This window comes from Rothia mucilaginosa (genome assembly GCF_019334805.1).
In the GTDB taxonomy this organism is placed as follows: domain Bacteria; phylum Actinomycetota; class Actinomycetes; order Actinomycetales; family Micrococcaceae; genus Rothia; species Rothia mucilaginosa_C.
Genome location: NZ_CP079822.1, coordinates 1,888,307 through 1,906,007, shown reverse-complemented (window position 1 = coordinate 1,906,007; position 17,701 = coordinate 1,888,307). Strand labels below are relative to the sequence as shown.

General features: G+C 60.4%; 12 protein-coding genes. 4 read left to right on the top strand and 8 right to left on the bottom strand.

The window, feature by feature from the left end; genetic code table 11:
* Window positions 1-4: 4 nt before the first annotated feature.
* The 3 genes from LPB405_RS07590 to glf are packed head-to-tail and all read right to left on the bottom strand — an operon-like array spanning window position 5 to window position 4,079.
* Entirely contained in the window at window positions 5-886 is an 882-nt protein-coding gene (locus tag LPB405_RS07590; protein WP_012903227.1) for an ABC transporter permease, read from the bottom strand.
* Window positions 883-2,889: a glycosyltransferase gene (locus LPB405_RS07585; protein WP_219101033.1), complete on the bottom strand. Its 2,007-nt coding sequence runs from the start codon at window positions 2,887-2,889 to the stop codon at window positions 883-885. The genes LPB405_RS07590 and LPB405_RS07585 overlap by 4 nt, the downstream gene beginning before the upstream one ends.
* 2 nt (window positions 2,890-2,891) lie before the next feature.
* Window positions 2,892-4,079: a UDP-galactopyranose mutase gene (gene glf / locus LPB405_RS07580; RefSeq protein WP_005508581.1), complete on the bottom strand. Its 1,188-nt coding sequence runs from the start codon at window positions 4,077-4,079 to the stop codon at window positions 2,892-2,894.
* A gap of 621 nt (window positions 4,080-4,700) precedes the next feature.
* On the opposite strand from glf, the gene LPB405_RS07575 reads away from it, so the two are divergent.
* Window positions 4,701-9,290, top strand: coding sequence for an FtsK/SpoIIIE domain-containing protein (locus tag LPB405_RS07575; protein ID WP_257604897.1), 4,590 nt, complete (start codon window positions 4,701-4,703; stop codon window positions 9,288-9,290).
* Between the two features lie 65 nt (window positions 9,291-9,355).
* Here the strand turns inward: LPB405_RS07575 and LPB405_RS07570 are convergent, their stop codons facing one another.
* On the bottom strand, window positions 9,356-9,796 hold the full coding sequence (locus LPB405_RS07570) for an alpha-N-acetylglucosamine transferase (protein ID WP_219101029.1): 441 nt from the start codon (window positions 9,794-9,796) through the stop codon (window positions 9,356-9,358).
* Window positions 9,797-10,277: 481 nt separating this feature from the next.
* On the opposite strand from LPB405_RS07570, the gene LPB405_RS07565 reads away from it, so the two are divergent.
* On the top strand, window positions 10,278-10,526 hold the full coding sequence (locus tag LPB405_RS07565) for a WhiB family transcriptional regulator (protein WP_005505386.1): 249 nt from the start codon (window positions 10,278-10,280) through the stop codon (window positions 10,524-10,526).
* A gap of 157 nt (window positions 10,527-10,683) precedes the next feature.
* On the opposite strand, the gene LPB405_RS07560 is transcribed toward LPB405_RS07565, so the two are convergent.
* The 3 genes from LPB405_RS07560 to LPB405_RS07550 all read right to left on the bottom strand — a co-directional run bounded on the left by LPB405_RS07560 (window position 10,684) and on the right by LPB405_RS07550 (window position 14,999).
* The gene (locus LPB405_RS07560; RefSeq protein WP_219101027.1) at window positions 10,684-12,258 is read right to left on the bottom strand and encodes a sensor histidine kinase; all 1,575 of its coding nucleotides are present in this window, start codon (window positions 12,256-12,258) and stop codon (window positions 10,684-10,686) included.
* Between the two features lie 381 nt (window positions 12,259-12,639).
* Window positions 12,640-14,310 (bottom strand): AAA family ATPase, encoded by a 1,671-nt coding sequence (locus tag LPB405_RS09155; protein WP_219101025.1) that lies wholly within the window; start codon window positions 14,308-14,310, stop codon window positions 12,640-12,642.
* Window positions 14,307-14,999 (bottom strand): SAF domain-containing protein, encoded by a 693-nt coding sequence (locus tag LPB405_RS07550; protein WP_219101023.1) that lies wholly within the window; start codon window positions 14,997-14,999, stop codon window positions 14,307-14,309. Before LPB405_RS07550 ends, LPB405_RS09155 begins: the two co-directional genes overlap by 4 nt.
* Before the next feature lie 363 nt (window positions 15,000-15,362).
* Here LPB405_RS07550 and LPB405_RS07545 point away from each other — a divergent pair, with 363 nt between their 5' ends.
* On the top strand, window positions 15,363-15,596 hold the full coding sequence (locus LPB405_RS07545; protein ID WP_044150292.1) for a helix-turn-helix domain-containing protein: 234 nt from the start codon (window positions 15,363-15,365) through the stop codon (window positions 15,594-15,596).
* Window positions 15,597-15,787: 191 nt separating this feature from the next.
* On the opposite strand, the gene LPB405_RS07540 is transcribed toward LPB405_RS07545, so the two are convergent.
* On the bottom strand, window positions 15,788-16,441 hold the full coding sequence (locus LPB405_RS07540) for a hypothetical protein (RefSeq protein ID WP_049349479.1): 654 nt from the start codon (window positions 16,439-16,441) through the stop codon (window positions 15,788-15,790).
* A gap of 207 nt (window positions 16,442-16,648) precedes the next feature.
* On the opposite strand from LPB405_RS07540, the gene LPB405_RS07535 reads away from it, so the two are divergent.
* On the top strand, window positions 16,649-17,611 hold the full coding sequence (locus LPB405_RS07535) for a LysM peptidoglycan-binding domain-containing protein (RefSeq protein ID WP_219101021.1): 963 nt from the start codon (window positions 16,649-16,651) through the stop codon (window positions 17,609-17,611).
* The last annotated feature ends 90 nt before the right edge of the window (window positions 17,612-17,701 follow it).

Here is a 17,701-nt window from a genome sequence, read left to right as displayed (position 1 = left end):
AGAATCAGAGCTCCTGGGCGAAGTTGCCCTCAAACTTACGGAAGAGCAAATCACCAATCAAAACGGTCAGCAGAGAAATACCAAGGGCAATCGGAGTCCAGAAGCTGAAAAGATGCGGAACCACCTGCGAAGCAGGAAGCGCCAAATCCTCAGGACGGAGCGTCGGATGCCAGAAGCCATAGTGGAACAGCTCCACCGCAACGGTCAGCGGATTAAGCATGAACACGTTGAACACCCACGGATAGAGAGTGTCACGCACCATGGTCCAGGAGTACAGCACCGGCGAGAACCAGGTAGCCACCATCAGCAGCATGTCCACAATGTTCTCCGAATCGCGGAAGAACACGTTCGCCACACCGAAAATCAAACCCAGACCATAGGACAGCATCATCACAATCAGCATGCCCGCCAGAATCGACCCAAACGCCAGGAAGGTCGGGGACCAACCCACCAAGAAGCAGGCCAGCAGCATCACAGCAATCTGAGGCACAAAATGCACCAGAGCCACCCACACCGTCGACAGCGAGAACAGCTCACGCGGCAGGTAAATCTTACGAATCAGCGCGCTGTTAACCACCATGGCGCGAGCACCATTACCAAAACCCTCCGAGAAGAAGTTAATGGCAATCATGCCCGAGAACAGGTACACCGCATAGTTGTGCATACCGCGTTCCAAGCCAAGGAACATACCCATGGCAATGTAGAACACCAGGAACTGCACACCCGGCTTAATGTACGACCACAAAATGCCCAGCACCGAGCCGCGGTAGCGGACCTGGATTTCCTTATCGACCAGCAGTCGAAGCAGGTAGCGGTTCTTCACCGCATCCAGGATGCCGCGCCCACGGCCGGGCGCCTTCAGGGGAACAGACTTCAGATCGTTCATCGGGTCAGCTCAGAATCCGTATGCTCAGCGAAGGTCTTAGCCCACGCATCGTAGGAGGCAACCTCAGCAGCCTTCGAACGGTACTGCTCACGCAGCTTATCCCAACCGGTCACCAGCTGAACGTGCAGCTTAGCGGCCTGAGCCAGCTTCGACTTGAGCTGCTCGGGATCGCGGCGGTACCAGAACAGACCGGTACCCTCAGCGTTAGTCGCCAGAGCCGAATCGAACTTCGACAGGGTCCACCAGTTGGTCTCACCGTAGTTCAGCTGAATCTGCGGGTGAGCCTTCGCCTCTTCACTCACCGGCTTGAGCAGCTGACGAGCAACAGTCTTCGCGGTCCAGGAAGCAAGCTTCTTGTAACCGGGGGACGCAAAGGCGCGGCGGCCACGGAACGGAGGCTTCTTCGTCTGGATGGCCGGGAAATCATCCACGTTCGGCTTCACCTGAGACTCCGGGTACTCCTTAGCCATCGCACGAATCACCGGCAGACGCTGCGAGAGCGAGGGGTGCAGGTGCTCGGGGCCGGAGAGCAGATCCTCCAGCGCCATCAGGCGGCCAGCCTCGGTGTAGTACTGCATGGACAGGGTGTGCTTGACGTCCAAGAACAGGGACTCCAGCAGCACGCGGCCACCCTTATCGAAGGGCGAGTGCAGCAGCGCCGTAATGAGGCGGTTGCGCTCGTGGTAGTACGCCTGCCAGCCGACGGAGTCATCCTTATCGGTCCAGGACACGTGCCACACGCCCGCACCGGGGAAGGACACGGTAGCGAAGCCCGCGGCCTTAGCGCGCAGACCGTACTCAGCGTCATCCCACTTCAGGAACAGAGGCAGGGACAGACCGATTTCCTTGATGACGGTGGTCGGGATGAGGCACATCCACCAGCCGTTGTAGTCCACGTCCACGCGGCGGTGCAGCCACGGGGTGTTACGCAGGTTGTGGTGACCCAGGTTGTGGCCCATCGCCATGTCATCGTGCGGCTTAGCGTAGAAGTTACGCCACGGGTCAACAACCTCACCGAACGCGTGCAGAACCGAACGGTCGAACATGTCGAACATGTGCGCACCCACGATGGTGGGTTCCTTGCAGTAGTTCGCGAAGGTCACCATACGCAGAATCGACTCGGGCTCAACGATAACGTCGTCATCGAGCAGCAGCACGTAATCGGAACCGTTGTTGACAGCCTCGAACATGCCGCGCGAGAAGCCACCGGAACCACCCAGGTTGCCCTGGTTGATAATGCGGAACTTACCGGAGAGGGGCTTGACGACCTCTTCGAAGTCCTCGTGGTCCTGCACCTTCTGGGTACCCTGGTCCACAATCAGGAACTCGTGCACAGCATTGAAAATCTCGGGGCTCTCACCCAGAGCACGAATGTTATTGATGCAGTACTCCACCTTGTTCATGGTGGTAATCTGCACGGTCGCCTGACCAGCCTTCACGTCTGCGCGGGGCTCAATGTCGCCCAGCCAGTTCGCCTCAACCAGCTCAAGGTCGGTGGTGCCTGCCAGGTCGAACCAGTACCAGCCGCCGTCACCGAACGGTGCCAGGGGCAGCGTGAAGGTGTTGGTTTCCTCGCCGGAGAGCAGCTTCGCATCCACGCGCTGAATCACGCCACGGCCGTTGGACTTGTACACAATGACCATGCCCTCGCCGCGAGTCTGAACGCTCAGCACGACCTTCTGCAGGTCAGTCCAGCGGCGCCAGTACGAGGCGGGGAACGCGTTGAAGTACGTACCGAAAGACAGGCTCTGGCCCGCGTTCACGGTGATGGAGCGGCGGCTGTTCAGGCTGTTAGCGGCATCACGGTTCGCGCTAGCGTTCGATACAGACTGACCGGAGGTGTTCATCGCCTCCGCAATGGAGGTGGAAGCGTCGCCGTCAATACGGGTAGGCAACTGAACACCGGTCGCGACACTCGCGTCCACGTACAGGGGCACAACGTCAGTCTCAACCGCGCTCGGGAAAATAACCCGCTGCAGGTTCTTCAAAGTCTTATCAGCCATGGTTATGCGTCAACACCACCGGACTCGATCTTCGCGCCGTTAGCGAAGTGCGGGCGGATCTTGTTGTCGAACATGGACAGTGCAGCACCGATAGCCATGTGCATATCCAGGTACTTGTAGGTACCCAGGCGGCCACCGAACAGCACGTTGTTCTCACCCTTAGCCAGGTCGCGGTACGCCAGCAGCTTCTCACGGTCCACGGAGGTGTTGACCGGGTAGTACGGCTCGTCGCCCTTGTTCGCGAAGCGAGAGTACTCGCGCATGATGACGGTTGCGTCCTTGGTGTAGTCACGCTCGGGGTGGAAGTGACGGAACTCGTGGATGCGGGTGAAGGGAACATCAGCATCGGGGTAGTTCATCACGGAGCAACCCTGGAAGTCCTCAATCGGCAGGACTTCTTCTTCCAGGTCGATGGTACGCCAGGACAGGTCGCCCTCAGCGTAGTCGAAGTAGCGGTCAACCGGGCCGGTGTAGACCACGGGAATCTGACCCAGAACGTTCTCGCGAGAGTACTGGTGACCGGGCTCGAAGAAGTCAGTGTTCAGGTGCACCTCAATGTTCGGGTGCGCCGCCATGCGCTCCAGCCACGCTGCGTAGCCGTCAACGGGCAGACCCTCGTACTTGTCGTTGAAGTAGCGGTTGTCGTAGTTGTAGCGAACCGGCAGACGGGAAATGATGGAAGCGGGCAGCTCTTCCGGCGGGGTCTGCCACTGCTTAGCGGTGTAGTGCTTGATGAACGCCTCGTACAGGGGGCGGCCAATCAGGGAGATACCCTTATCGTTCAGGTTCTGCGGGTCGGTACCAGCCAGCTCGCCAGCCTGCTCAGCGATAAGCGCCTTTGCCTCTGCCGGAGAGTAAGCTGCGTTGAAGAACTGGTTGATGGTACCCAGGTTAATCGGCATGGGGTAGACAATGCCGTTGTGGCGGGTGTACACGCGGTGTACGTAGTTGGTGAACTCGGTAAAACGGTTCACGTACTCCCAGACACGCTCGTTGGAGGTGTGGAACAAGTGCGCACCGTAGCGGTGCACCTCAATACCGGTCTGCTTCTCCTTCTCGCTGTATGCGTTACCACCGATGTGGGAACGGCGGTCCAGCAGGGCAACCTTCAGGCCCAGCTCAGTGGCAGCCTGTTCTGCGATGGTCAGACCAAAGAGGCCCGAACCGACTACTACGAGGTCAGCGGTCAATGTTTTCTCCTGTATTATCACGGCGCACCGCCGCTTCTGCGAGGGCGGTATTCACCTACCAGATTGGACACATCCGAGTGTTCTCAGTCGCGCCGCAATCCGCACGGGTGGGCGCAAAAAGCCCCTCCCGTGATGGATATAGTCATAATCTAAGATACCCGTTTATCAAGCACTACGCATACTTATGACGTGCTTTTAGGGGCTTTTGGACTATTGTTCACACACTCTTTCTCCGAGTGAATATTCTTCGCGAACCCCGAGGTCAAGCGGGTCTGAGAAAGTTCTTTCTTCTGCGTATTTTTACGACCCGTTCACGATGAAGAAATTTTATTTACGGGTAAATATTCACCCCACCCTATTTACTGCGATAATTAGCCGTCGCATAGAGCCGCAGATACAAGGGACAGGTCGAAGCGGGCATTTTAAGTGCTCTCACGCGCTACAAGAAAGCACCCCTGCCGGCATATTTGGGGATGCGCGCCGGTGCACGCGAGAGGTGATTGGGGCGGTTTATCCACAGCTTTTTGAAAAATGGGGCGAAAAATTCAAAAAATACGAACGTCTTAGTTTATATACAGGTAATTCATTGAGCTTTAATGCTTTTTAATGTTTTCTGAGGGTATGACTCTCTTCTTTCTCGACCACCACAACACCACCAACGCGCTCCCCTACCCCCGCGTACTCCGACTCGACGGCGAGGCGGCACCCAACGGAATACAGCTGCACCCCGGTAGCACAGGTAGCACAAACCAGCAGGCTCTAGAGCAGGCACTCAACCACGCTCTGCAACGCTCTACACCCGGCGCGCACGCTCAGGCGCGGGATACAACGTTCCAGCTACGCCCCGCGCACGATAAGGACCCCCTCAACACCTCGGATGCGCTAAATATCCACATTCCGAACGAATCTCAGCCCCTAAATTCTCAGCCCCAAGATTCTCAATCGCTGAACGCGCCCGCCGTCAGCCTCCTGCACATTCTGCGCGGACCCGAAGCGGGCGCAACCTTCCCCATCAGCCGCGGCCGCACCAGCCTCGGCAGGGCGGCACTACCTGCCCGTGGAGGAGAACAGCCGCACCACATTCACCTGCAGGACCCCTTCCTCAAGCCGGTGCACGGCAGCTTCTACGCCGATAGCTCCGGCATCCGCTGGATCGAGAAACGCCCCGCCGCAAGCGAGGGCAGCGAGAAGGCACATGGCAGTATGAAGGCGCAGGGCGCCGAGCCGCGCATCCTGCGCTGGGACGAGCCTTTCCGCCTCGGCTCCTCACTCTGCATGCTCACCTCACCCAGCGCCGACGGCGAACACACCGCCAAGAAGGCGAGCGTCACCGCTACCCCCGGTTCTTCTCTCGGTTCTTCTTCTGGCTCTTCCAGTGGCGAGCCCGCGCAGATGCTCGCTCCCCTGGGCGATGCCGGCAACCCCTTTGAGCCGGTGGTGGTGAACCCTCCCGCGCCGCGTAAGCTCAAGCAGATTCTGCTGAGCGTGTGCCTGCCGATTGTGGTGGGTCTGATCATTGCGCTGGTGACCGGCATGTGGTTCCTTCTGCTGATGTCAGCGGCGTCTTCACTGCTGATGCTTCTGCATTTCTTTGGCGGTCGGGCGGAGAACCGTGCCGCATCATTGCAGACTCATCAGGCGGCACTGCAGGAGAAGGAACGTGCCCTCGCCCTGCCGACCGCGGGCGACCTGGCGATTTCGGGACCCTCTGCTCTGCATGATGCCGCCTACCCGGCTATTGTGCTCGGGTGCGGTCCCCGCCAGCCCTACCTGCGCGGCCGCAACCTCCCGCTGGGCACTCTGGAGAAGCAGGATGCACCCCACTATCTGCCGCTGCCCACCCCGACTCTCGGTCACTATCTGAAGCTGGAGGAGGCGCATCTGCGTGCCTACCTGGTGCAGCTGGTGGCGGGTTATCCGGGTTCGGTACACGTTCTACTGGCTGGCGCTGATAGCGCTGATCAGCAGCGAATCAATCGTCTGATGCAGACTCTGGCGGTGGTGCCGGGCGTGAGTGTGCATTGTCTGCCGGGCGTGCAGCAGGAGAAGTATCTGCAGGCGCTGCAGAGCAGCTTGCAGTCGGAGCTTTCCTCATCTGTTCCGCCGCTGATTCTCATGCCCCTGCAGGCGAGCGCTATCTACGCTCCGCTGTTAGCCGCGCTGACCTCTGGGGCGGTCGCTGAGTCTTCACAGTCCCGTGCGTTCGCCTCCCCGCGTGAGCAGAAGATGAACGCCCCGGCGCTCTGCGTGTTGGGCAGCGCTGAGGGTGATAGTTCCGCCCATGCGCCCGGCGCGCTTTTTGGCGCCGCCTGGGTTGAGTGCGCGAGTGAGGGTAGCCACCGTCAGAGTATCCGATACCGTGCGCAGGGTTATGTGGCGCCTGCAGTGCAGCCCACCGAGGGTGTCTACCAGGTGCACCCTCTGGCGTGTGAGGGTCTGTGCCAGCACGCCGATGGGCTCAGCGTTGAGGCGTTCTGTGCCGCTCTTGAGAACCTGTACCGCACCGGACGCGAGCAGGAGCAGGGCGCGCTCGGTGAGGCTCAGGTACACCAGTCAGCGCATCTATTCTCTTCCCTGCAGGCGCAGAGCGCGCGGCAAAAGAACCGCACCAATGACATGGCGGTGGAGTCCGTTCTGCAGCGCTGGTCCGCTCAGCGTTACGCCTCCGATATTCGCTGCTACCTCGGTGTTTCTTCAGGTGGATCGCTGAATATTGGTCTGTCTGAGCACGGCCCGCACTGGCTGCTCGGTGGCACGACCGGTGCCGGTAAATCGCAGCTGCTGCGTTCGCTGGTGCTTAGCGCTGCGCTGCGTTACCCGCCCGAGCGCCTCGGCCTGATTCTGGTGGATTTCAAGGGCTCAGCTGGTTTGGGTCCTCTTGCTCAGCTACCGCATGCGCTCAGCGTGTTGAGCAATTTTGATGTGTCCGCGGTGGAGCGTGCGCTCGAATTTTTGCGCGCCGATATTCATCGCCGCGAGGTGGATCTGCAGGCGCTCGGCGTGAACTCTTACCGCGACTACCTGGCGTCCTGTCAGGCGGCGGGTACCACTCCGCGCTACCCCGAGTTGCTGATTGTGGTGGATGAGTTCCGCATGCTCATCGATTCCATGCCGGACGCTATGGCTGAGCTGATGCGCATTGCCACGATTGGTCGCTCGCTGGGTCTGCACCTGGTGTTGGCGACTCAGCGTCCGCAGGGTGCTATTTCGCAGGATATTCGTGCCAATATTGCCACGAGCATTTGCCTGCGCGTGGCGAGCGCGCAGGATTCCTATAATCTGCTGGAGCATGAGTCTGCGGCGTATATTTCGGCGGCGCATCCGGGTGCCGGGTATGTGCGCCTGCCGGATGGTCGTTCCTTGCCGTTCCGCGCCCCGCTGGTGGATGCGGTCCCCTCGTGCAGCGATGCCCGTCCGGTGCAGGTGTTGAGTCTTGAGGAGGGTGGCTGGCGTGAGCTGACTGCCGCTTCTGCCGTTCAGACGTTGGGTGGTCATGAGGATGAGCTGCTGATTCGTTCGGCGCAGCAGATTCGTGCACTCTACGAGCGTGAATACGCGCCGAAGACCCATCAGAAGAATGCGGCGGTTCAGGATGAGTATTGCCCGATTCCGCCGGAGCTTCCCGAGAACACCCCGCTACCCGTGGTGCAGGCGCCGGTGAGCGAACCGGTAGCGTACGGCATTGACCCGGCGGCTGCCCCGCAGGAACCCGCTGACTCTGGTGCTGCTTCCGAAGGGTATCTATTGGGCGAGTTGGAGATTGCCCGCTACGGTGTGCGCCGCCCGATCAGCTGGTCGGGTCAGCAGGCGCTGGCACTGCTGGCGCAGAGTGCCGAACGGGCCCCGATGCTCTACGGGCTTTTAGCTCAGGCGTTCGCCACCCGCGCGCCGATTGTTCTGCTGACCTCTGACGGTGCGCTCTACCGCGACCTAGAACCCTATGCTGGCGTTTTTGAGGCGCTCGTGGGGGCGCAGGAACTTTCGCATCTGCGGTTCTGCCTGGAGCAGCTACGCACCCCGAACCTGTGGGGCACCGAGGGCTCCACCCGCCCGCTCATTGTTGTGGACGGTCTGGACAGTTGGTTGGAAGCGCTGGTTCGCCAACCCGATACGGAGAACCTGCTCTACGACCTGCTCTCGCAGGGGTGCCGTCGCGGCTATTCGGTGGTGTTCACCTCCGCGTTGAACCCGCGCGGTCGTTTCGCCGCTGCGGCGCATTCCACGCTGTTGAGCCGCCGCTTCCTGGATGCTGACCTGATGCGTTCAACGAGCAAGGACTACCCCACTCCGGCGCAGAGCCACTACTGCGTGGAGGGCGCCATCAATGAGGAGTTGATTGGGGATCAGCCGCTGAGCGCTTCGATTCTTTCGCCCTGTGTTGCGGGTTTCCAGGAGCTGGTTCAGGTTCTGCGGGGTAACGCCGCGAGCGCTTCTAGCGGGTCAAACACTCGCCCCGGCATGCTTCTGCGGCAGTTCCCCGAATACTATCGCATGCCCTCGACCGAGTACGTGACCGCCGCCCACGCCGCCTGCAATCCGCAGGGCACTAAGCTCTTGGTCGCGTTTGACCGCCGGCAGATGCCGGTGTGGTTGAGCACCCCAGCTGGCGCGGTAGTTCCGGTGCAGGGCTCCCGGTCGGCGGGTAAAAGCACCCTGCTGGAGAGCATTGCTCAGCTCAACCCGCAGCTGGATACCCTCGTCCTTGAGGGTTCTGGCGGCGCCACGGGTGCTGGCGGCGCTACGGGTGCTGGCGGCGCTACGGGTGCTGGCGGCGCCTCGGGTGAGCCGCCGAGCGTGGAGCGTACCCGTGCGCTCCTGGACTCGGTGAAGAACCCCGCGCGCACGCTCGTGTTCGTCGATGATCTGCAGTATCTCTCCCCCGCCGTTCAGCAGCTACTTCTGGAGCGTCGCGGCGAGTTCCGCGCCATGCTGGTCGCCTACACGCCCTGGCCGAGGCGCGCCTCCTCACCCCTGTTGGCTGCGCTCATGGGATGCTCGCGTGCGCTTCTGCTCGCGCCCGCATCCTTGGCGGATGCCGACATGTGCACGGTGACCGCGCTGCCGCTGGATCGATTCACGCAGGGTGAGCAGCCCGCCGGTCGCCTCGTGGTGGTGGATGGCGCCTCCGTGTGCGCGGCGCAGGTTCCCCTGACGCTGACCACGGCAGCACAGGCTGTAACAGCTACGCAGAAGGTGCCGGCAACGGTCTAAAGTTGGAGCGGTCTAGAGCTGAGCGCTCTAGAACCGAGCCAGCTAGGGGTTTACGCGCTAGAGGTTTAGCGGCGTCGGCGGCTGTACTTCTCCGCCTCTTCGCCCGACGCCTCGGTGACCGCCTCAATATAGCGGCGGCTGCTGGGCATGAGCACGAAGATGAAGGCAACCGCCGCGCCAATAACACCCGCAATCGTGATGGACTGGCCAATATTCAGGCCGTAAGCGCTCACGTTCAAGACGAGGGTGCTTGCGGTGACCCACAGGGCGCAGAGGGTAATCAGGATCATGGGCAGGCGCGAACCGAAGCGGCCGCGGTAGAAACGCAGGCCGAAGTAGGTCATGCCCGCGGCGATGAGCACCTGGAGCGCGCCGCCCACAATCGCCTGGGCGGTAGACATACCGCTGACGATAAAGGGGTAGAGGATACCGCGAATCAGAATGTATGCCGCGAAGGTTTCGGTCAGAACGAATGCGTAGATGACGTTGAACGGGCGTGACGGCACGGTGGGCTCCTCAGGGGTAGTGTTGGCGGCAGACCGGGGTGTATTCGATCCGATGTGCTGGTATGTTTCCGATGTGCTGGTGCATTAGCGGGTGGGCGCTCCCCCGTCTCGGGTGCACCGCCTCGTCATCGGTGCGGTATGTCGGGGATAGGTACCGCTTTATATTATGCCTGAGGCGCCGCTCACCCAGCCGCCCGCGCCCCACCTATGAGACGCAGCGCAGAATATGCGTGTCAGCATGCGATTCCCCACCCCCTCAATTAGACAAAGGTTTACCTAAGTGATAGATGCCTCAGTGTAATACTGAAGTTTTTAGAGAAAAGTACTTGTCACATCCGCCCCAACATGCGAAAGTTGATAAGTCAATTTTCACCCTAACGCTGGGTGAGCATCCCATCAGCGGATGTGGTTGACACGCACACAGGAAATATAGATGTGTCTTGCCACCGCGTGAGACCGTAAATCATGAAGGAGGTCCACCGTGGATTGGCGTAGTCGTGCAGCTTGTTTGGACAAGGATCCGGAGCTGTTCTTCCCCGTAGGAAACACCGGACCTGCCCTGTTGCAAATTGAAGAGGCCAAGACCGTCTGCCGCTCTTGCGAGGTTGTAGACGTCTGCCTGAAGTGGGCCATCGAGACCGGCCAGGACTCCGGCGTATGGGGTGGCACCAGTGAAGACGAGCGTCGTGCGATGAAGCGTCGCGCAGCTCGTGCCCGCCGTGCATCCTAACTTCCGGAGTATTCAATAGGGCATCAAAAGCGTGGTGCAGTGATATAGAGTCACTGCACCACGCTTTTGCCATATACAGAACCTATCTAGACAGCAAACTGCCGCCACCCCGTGCTCGGGGCGGCGGCAGCTCTATAACGTCATACGAGCAAGGGGCTTAGACGAGCACCGCGGTAATCACCACGCGGGTACCGGTCGGCTCGTTAGCCTCCCAGCGGATCGAGCCGTTCAGCTCGCTCGCCACCAGGGTACGCACAATCTGCATGCCCAGGCCTTCCTTGCCGGTCACCGGGCGGTAGGCGTCCGGGCCGGACTCTTCAATCTTCTTATCGCCCATGCCCTTACCGTCATCGGTAATCACGACGGTGAGGATATTCTCGCCCTCATCGTTGGTACCGCGAATGCCCTCAAGGGTCACGGTGCCGGTCTCGCCGTCCAGACCGTGCTCCACGGCGTTCGCGACAACCTCGTTAATGACCAGAGCCAGAGGGGTAGCGAATTGGCTCGGCAACGCGCCGAAGGAGCCAATCAGCTTGGTGGACACATGCTGGCCGGGGGAAGCAAGCTCAGCGGCAAGGTGGAACTGACGCTCAATCAGCTCGTCAAAGTCAACGTTCTGAGTCAGACCCTGCGAGAGCGCCTCGTGCACGGTAGCAATCGTTGCCACGCGGCGCATCGCCTGCTCCAGGCCCTGACGCGCCTCGTCCGTGGTCATGCGGCGCGACTGTAGGCGCAGCAGAGCGGACACGGTCTGCAGGTTGTTCTTCACGCGGTGGTGAATTTCGCGGATGGTCGCGTCCTTCGTCATGAGCTCCAGCTCGCGGCGGCGCAGCTCGGTCACGTCACGGCAGAGAATCACGGCGCCCTCACTCTCAAGGCGGGCGCGCCTCTGCACCAGTAGCGGGATGGAGCGCATGGTCACGCGAGCACGGGCAATAACCAATTCGGTGCGCAGGTCGCTACGACCGGCAAGGACCAGCTGCAGGGTTTCGTCTGCCTGTTCACCGGCAGGAAGCATCGCACGGGTGACGTCGGCAAGGTTTTGCTTTTCGAGGTAGCCGGTCATGCCCATGCGGTTGTACATGGAGTTCGCGTTCGGGGAAGCGACGACCACACGGCCGGAGCGGTCGAGCACAATAATGCCATCAATCACGCGGGGGTTGCCCTGGGTGTTGTTGCCCTGAGCGAGGGGGTCGGGCCACAGGCCGGAGTGCACCATGGAGAGCATGGTGTCAGCGGCGAATTCGTAGACCTCGTCGCTGATGGAGGGGTAACCATTGGGGGTGGCAATCTTGTGGCTGGTCAGCAGTGCGATGGTGCGGTTATTGCGCACAATGGGCACAAAAGTCACGTGTACACGCGGTCGAGCACCGACGCCTTCACCGCTTCCCTCATCGGTGTAGGTGCTGATGTTCTGGTCAATCCAGACGCGGTATGCCTCGTCGCGGATTCCCTCGTCCATCTCGCGCTGAATGATGTCGCGGTGGAAGAGGGTTCGAACGTTGGAAGGGCGCACGTGAGCGATGGCACGGAAACTACTGGTTGCGCTGGGGCCGGATACGGCATCCGGGGAGCTGCCGTCGGCAACAATGTAGTCGGTGGGGAACCATAAAACCAGGTCGCTCTGGGCAATATCGGAGATGATCTGCCATTCACCCTTGATGAGGTGAATACGTTCAGTATCGCCAGGACCGAAGTCGTAGGCGCTCAGAGTCGCTTCAGTAAAAGACATATGTTTGCGTGCTTCCCATGAGTTCGGGTAGGTTCAACTATTTTACGGTTTGCTCGCCGCAATTCCCATTCAAACGGCAATACGTGGAATAGTTTACAGAGCATTTCTTGAAGCAGGCTTTTATTCCCAAATATGACGCTGTGAGATGAGATGAAACCCTCAATTTTGAGATGAAATATTCGTGCTACTCCCCCGCCCTCACTATGCTTGAGGTGCAGAAAACCCGACCTGCCGGCGCTCCCAATGTCGGGACCGTATACCGGCAGGTCGGGTCTTCTTGTGTCCATTTCTGGCAGACAATAATGTTAGCGCTCTGGCCTCACGCTACGCGCCGGGCTTGACGCTATGCACCCGGCTTGATGTCGGGCGCTGAGGTTGACGCTATGCGCCGGCGCGTACCGCGTACATACCTTCAAGCATCGCTTCCAAGGACTGCACGACCGCGTGGCGGGGTGCGACCTCCAGCAGCGCTTCACCGTTACGGCGCAAACGGTCCATGACCTTACGCTCGTACGGGATCACGCCTGTGAGCGGAACCGACAGGTAGCGTGCCCAGTTATCGCGCATCTTCGCCTCGGGGTTGAATCCGGCGGCTTCGCGGCGGCTGCGGTTGAGCCAGTACTGCACATCCGTTTCGGGGGCGAAAAGATCCGGTCGCGACTGCACCTCGCGGGCAAGGTTAATCAGGCGCGGCAGGCCGATGACGTCCGCTTCACCGAGCGCAATTACGCGGTCGGCGCAGGCGAGCGCGGTGAGGGTCGCGGCGTTACGGCGCGGTGCCGGGCCGTCAAAGGTCAGTTCCTCGTCGACCTCGATGGGGGCGGCAACATCGCAGATGACCAGGTCGTAGCGGTGTTTGAGCCATTCGAGTACTTCGGCGAAGGCGCGGGCGCGCACCTCGGGCCAACGCGAGGAGGAAGTGATGCCGCTCAAGAAGTCGAAGGTGCCGTTTTTGAGGGGCACGCGCTCCATGATGGCTCCGGCTTTCTTCTCGTCGAGCTGGGCGCGGTCGGCGTCCGAGCAGAGAATTGCCAGACCGGAGCCGGTGTCCTCGAGCGCCATGAGCGCATCCAGGCTGGGCGCGTAGGTGTCTGCATCGATGAGGCAGACCTGCTGCCCCTGCTGCGCCGCGAGGGCGGCAAGGTTGAAGGCGATGGTGCTTCGACCGGGCGCGCCGTGAGTGCCCCAGACGGTCACAATTGTGCCGAGGCGGTGGCCCGGCTGGTAGCGGGAAGGCGCGGCGGGGTCCTGGTTGATGTCAGGGTGCTGCGGCAGGGTGCCGTCGTTATTCTCGTTCTGCACGTGCAGGGCGTAGTCGCTGCCGGGCGCGAAAGAGTCAACGATGGCAGCGGCCTGACTGAGCACGGATTCCTCGTTGCTGGGGGCGGTCGAGGAGGCTTCCGCCGGCTCAGGCGCACCGGGTGCCGGGGCGGCCGGTGCTGCGGGGTCGATTCCGTAGCCTCCGTAGTCGGCGCCGTAGTGTGCACCAGCATTTGTAGCAGCACCCGCGGCGGGATCATAGCCGTAGCCGCCCGCCCCATAGCCAGCAGCGCCGTAATCCTGACCGTAGCCGCTGTGTCCGCTGTCGTAGCCGTAGCCTGCATCGTAGCCGTAACCGGTGTCCTGACCGTAGGCAGCCTCGGGGCGGTGGATAACAGGCTGAACGGGCGGCTGAGCCGGGATCTGCGCGGGTACGCCGTAGCCTGCGGTGGGTCGGGCGAGCGCCGCATCCACAGCCTGTTCGAGCGAGCCCAGGATTTCTTCGAGGGCTGCTTCGGGGCGGATGCGGTGCGCCTGCGTAGGCAGCGGCAGGTTGTCCGGGGCGATAACCGCCAGGAGCACTTCGGAGGCGGCGAGCGCGTCCACGGTGGAGGCGCTTATTTCGGCGGGCACGTGGGCACAGAGTAGCACGCGGGCAATGCCGGTGTGCGCCATTCCGACGGCTTCGCTGAAGTCCTGCACGGTGCGCGCCACGGAGACGCGGCCGCGCTGGGATTCGATGCGGTTCAGGAGCGAGCCGTCATCGCCGTAGAGGATGACGGGGATGTTCACTGACCCTCCCCATAGGTGCCGGGGATGAGGCTGATCTTGGAGTCGCTGTTGCTTTCCTTGACGAGGGCGGCGAGGGCTTCTTCCTTGACCCACAGCTGCACGGTTGCCTTGCCGTTGGCGCCAAGCACGCCTTCGTCGACCGTTACAGCAACGATTTCAGCGTTGGTGACGATGGCGCGGGCGCCGTTTTCAGTGCGGTTATCGCTCTTGGTGTCGGGGTTGCGCGGGCCGGAGGTCCACACGTCCACGCGCTCGCCTGCCTTCAATGCGGAGGCGGCGGTGCGGTCAATGCTGACGGTGGCGAGGCGGCGCCCCGGAGAGGTTTCGGTGCCTACAGATTCTTTGCTGATGAGGTTACCGGCGGGGATGCGCTGAATCGCGATTTTGCCGTTCATCTGGGCGGCGTCGGCGCGGGTAAAGTACTTATCGTTGGCGGAGTCGATGTTCGCTTCGACTCGGGCTAGTTTGTCTTCGGTGATCTTCTCGCCGAGGCGAATCTCGCTTTTGGCGGTGTAGTACTCGGTTTTGCTGTTGTTGGCTTGCACGTAGAGCTGCACGCCGGTGATGGAGACGAGCACGAGAAGTACACCGAGGATGAATCGCCAGTCCTTGACGGTGGGCCTTTTGAGGCGCCTGGCGTGGGGCTCGGTGAGGGTGGAACGCTTCGTCGCGTTCTGTCGTATGCGCATGATGTGGTTGTGCCTTTCGGTGCGGAAGCCGGCGGTGATTCCGGGTGTTGTTCAACTGACCGATGAGCGAGTGGTGTGTTTTCGATAGTGCTTTGACTGGATTCTGGCACTAACCCTAACAGCATATTTCATTTAGTACTCGCTCTCAACAAGAGTCGCGTTTATGAAATATTTTTGAGTCTTGCCCCTTTTGAATGGGTAATTAGATAACTTTTCAGCTCATATAAGGCTTTTTGTGCGCAAATTTCATGGTGATGACATATACTGAAAGTACTCAATAGATGTTCCGTATGGACTCTATGTATAAGGCCGCTAACGGTGGCTAAGGGGCCCAGGATTTCACTCACGGAAAGGAATAATTCGATGACTGCACCTCGTTTCCTCACTCTGAGCGACGTTGCCGAGGAGCTGCAGGTTTCGCTTTCGCAGGTGCGTGCTCTGGTGCGTAGCGGCGAACTTCCCGCCATTCAGATTGGTGGACGTAACCAGTGGCGCATTGAACGCTCTCGTTTTGAAGAGTACATTACTGAGCGCCACGAGCAGACTCTGGAGGCGATTGCTTCCGGCAAGCTCACTGCAAAGGCTAAGGCTGAGTAGCATTCGACATGCACCTCGCGGGCGCAACGCTCGAGTGGTTTTAGAAAGGTCCGCTCCTCTCATTGAGATTTCAATGGAGAGGGGCGGACCTTTTTGTGTTTATTGTTGCTTTTATAAGGGAATTTATACTTGTCGAGGCGTTTTTATGGGCGTTCCCACAAATTGAACTGCCCACTATTTACCCCGTGCTTTTAGCGTGAGATACGGGCGATAACTGCGCTAATACGAGCCAGCGGAATGGTGCGCACGCCAGCGCCGCGAGGTGCACGGGAGTAGCCGGAGGCGCCCTGACCATAACCAGCCTGCCCGTAACCTCCCTGCGCACCGTAGGCTGCACGCGCGTACTGGTCGCGTTCGTGGATGCGCGGGTACTGTCCACCGTTGAGCAGGCGCAATTCGAGGAAGTCGGCGCCAACTCGCTCAATCACGCCATCGTAACTGACGGTGCCGCCTTCGAGGGAGAGGCGGACGGGCTCGCGTGCCATGGCGAGGGAGCGCAGGGCGAGCTGGATTTTCATGCGGTAGCGTTCGGGGCGAACATCAGCGCGTCCGGGAGCTATGCCGCCTTCCCACCAAAGCATTCCGCGCAGGGGGATGATGATGTTCTCGCCGCGCGCTTCGATGCTGACCCATTCTTCGCCGACCATTTCGAGCTTACCTTCGTAGGTTTGCATGTCGGTGGCGCAGATACGGATGGGGCCGCCAACTTGTGCGAGGAGGCGGTCGTCGAGGGTGATGGTTGAATAGTGGACGCGGGCGACTTGGCGGGCGTCTTGTTCCATATCCCAGGCGCGTTCGGAGGCGAGGCGCGCCTCAATGTCTCGTAGGAACTTTTCCATGCTCATACTATGACCCTACCCGAGGAGGGGTGCGGATACGAACCGGGACGTTTTCTGGTCGGATGGTGATTCTCGAGCCTGATTTTTGAAGCAAATTCTATCAAATTACATGTTTTTCATATATTTTGATGCGTTTTGCTTCATTTTTGGCGCAACCTCCTGTATAAATGAAGAAACACCAAAAGCTATCAAATACACCATTTGGAGGTCATTGTGGACCATCTTTCCACTCCGGGCTCAGCTCCCGCAACCTTCGCTTCACGCCCTGTCACCGTCGCTTCACGCCCCGCAGCCGCGCCTCGTACCGTCAGTGCAGAGGTAGCCGTAGCCGACTCTGTAACCGAGTCCGGTGCTAAGGCAAACTATCAGGACGCACTGCTCTTCATCGCCCCTCCCCTGCTTTCGGCGGCGGTCTTGGGCGCGTTGAGCGTGAACCTGCACCGCATCCCTTCGGCGCACCCTCTTGCTGACGCTTCGTTGCTCTGCGCTGGCGCGGCGGCAATCCTCATTACCGCCTGGTGGTTCATCAGTTTTATCTACGCGCTCTTCTACGCTTGGTCTTTGCGCGTTTCGAGCCACAACGCTGACCGCGCGGTGCTGAAGGTCCCGGCGATTTTCCGTCCGCGCTTTATGCGCCGCATCGTTCTGACGCTCGGTGGCACGGCTCTTGGAGTGGGTGCGGTTCTGGCTCCCGCACAGGCTACGGTGGTTACGCCCAGCAACGCCGGGCTGACCAGTACGGAAGGCATGCCGCAGACGACTATCTCTGCGGTCATGACCGCAGAGTCAACGAGTACTGTGGGGGCAGACACCAGCTCAGATACGGTTTTCTCCGCTACCGACCCGGCACAGTCCGCCGCTCTCCTGCCGCTCTCCGCCGAGGTTCCCGATATCCCCCTGGCTCCTCAACCCACGGAGGCGGCAGGCTACTTGCAGGACCGTAGCCCTTTCTTTTCTCCTCCCCGCACCGAGGCGGGCACCTACTCTTACACGGTTCAGGCGGGCGATACGCTCTGGTCGATTGCCGCCGAGCAGCTGGGTGAAGGCACCGACGCCTCCACCATTTACGACTACACCCTCGACATTTACGAGGCGAACAAGGACGCTCTGGGTCAGAACGCTGAGCTGCTCTACGAGGGGCAGGTTCTACAGATCCCCGAACAGCCCGTTCACTAACCTCACCCGCGTCTTCCACCCCATTCCACCTCATCCCAACAGTCTTTCGTTCGCTCAACTCACCTCACATACCCCTACACCGAAAGCCTC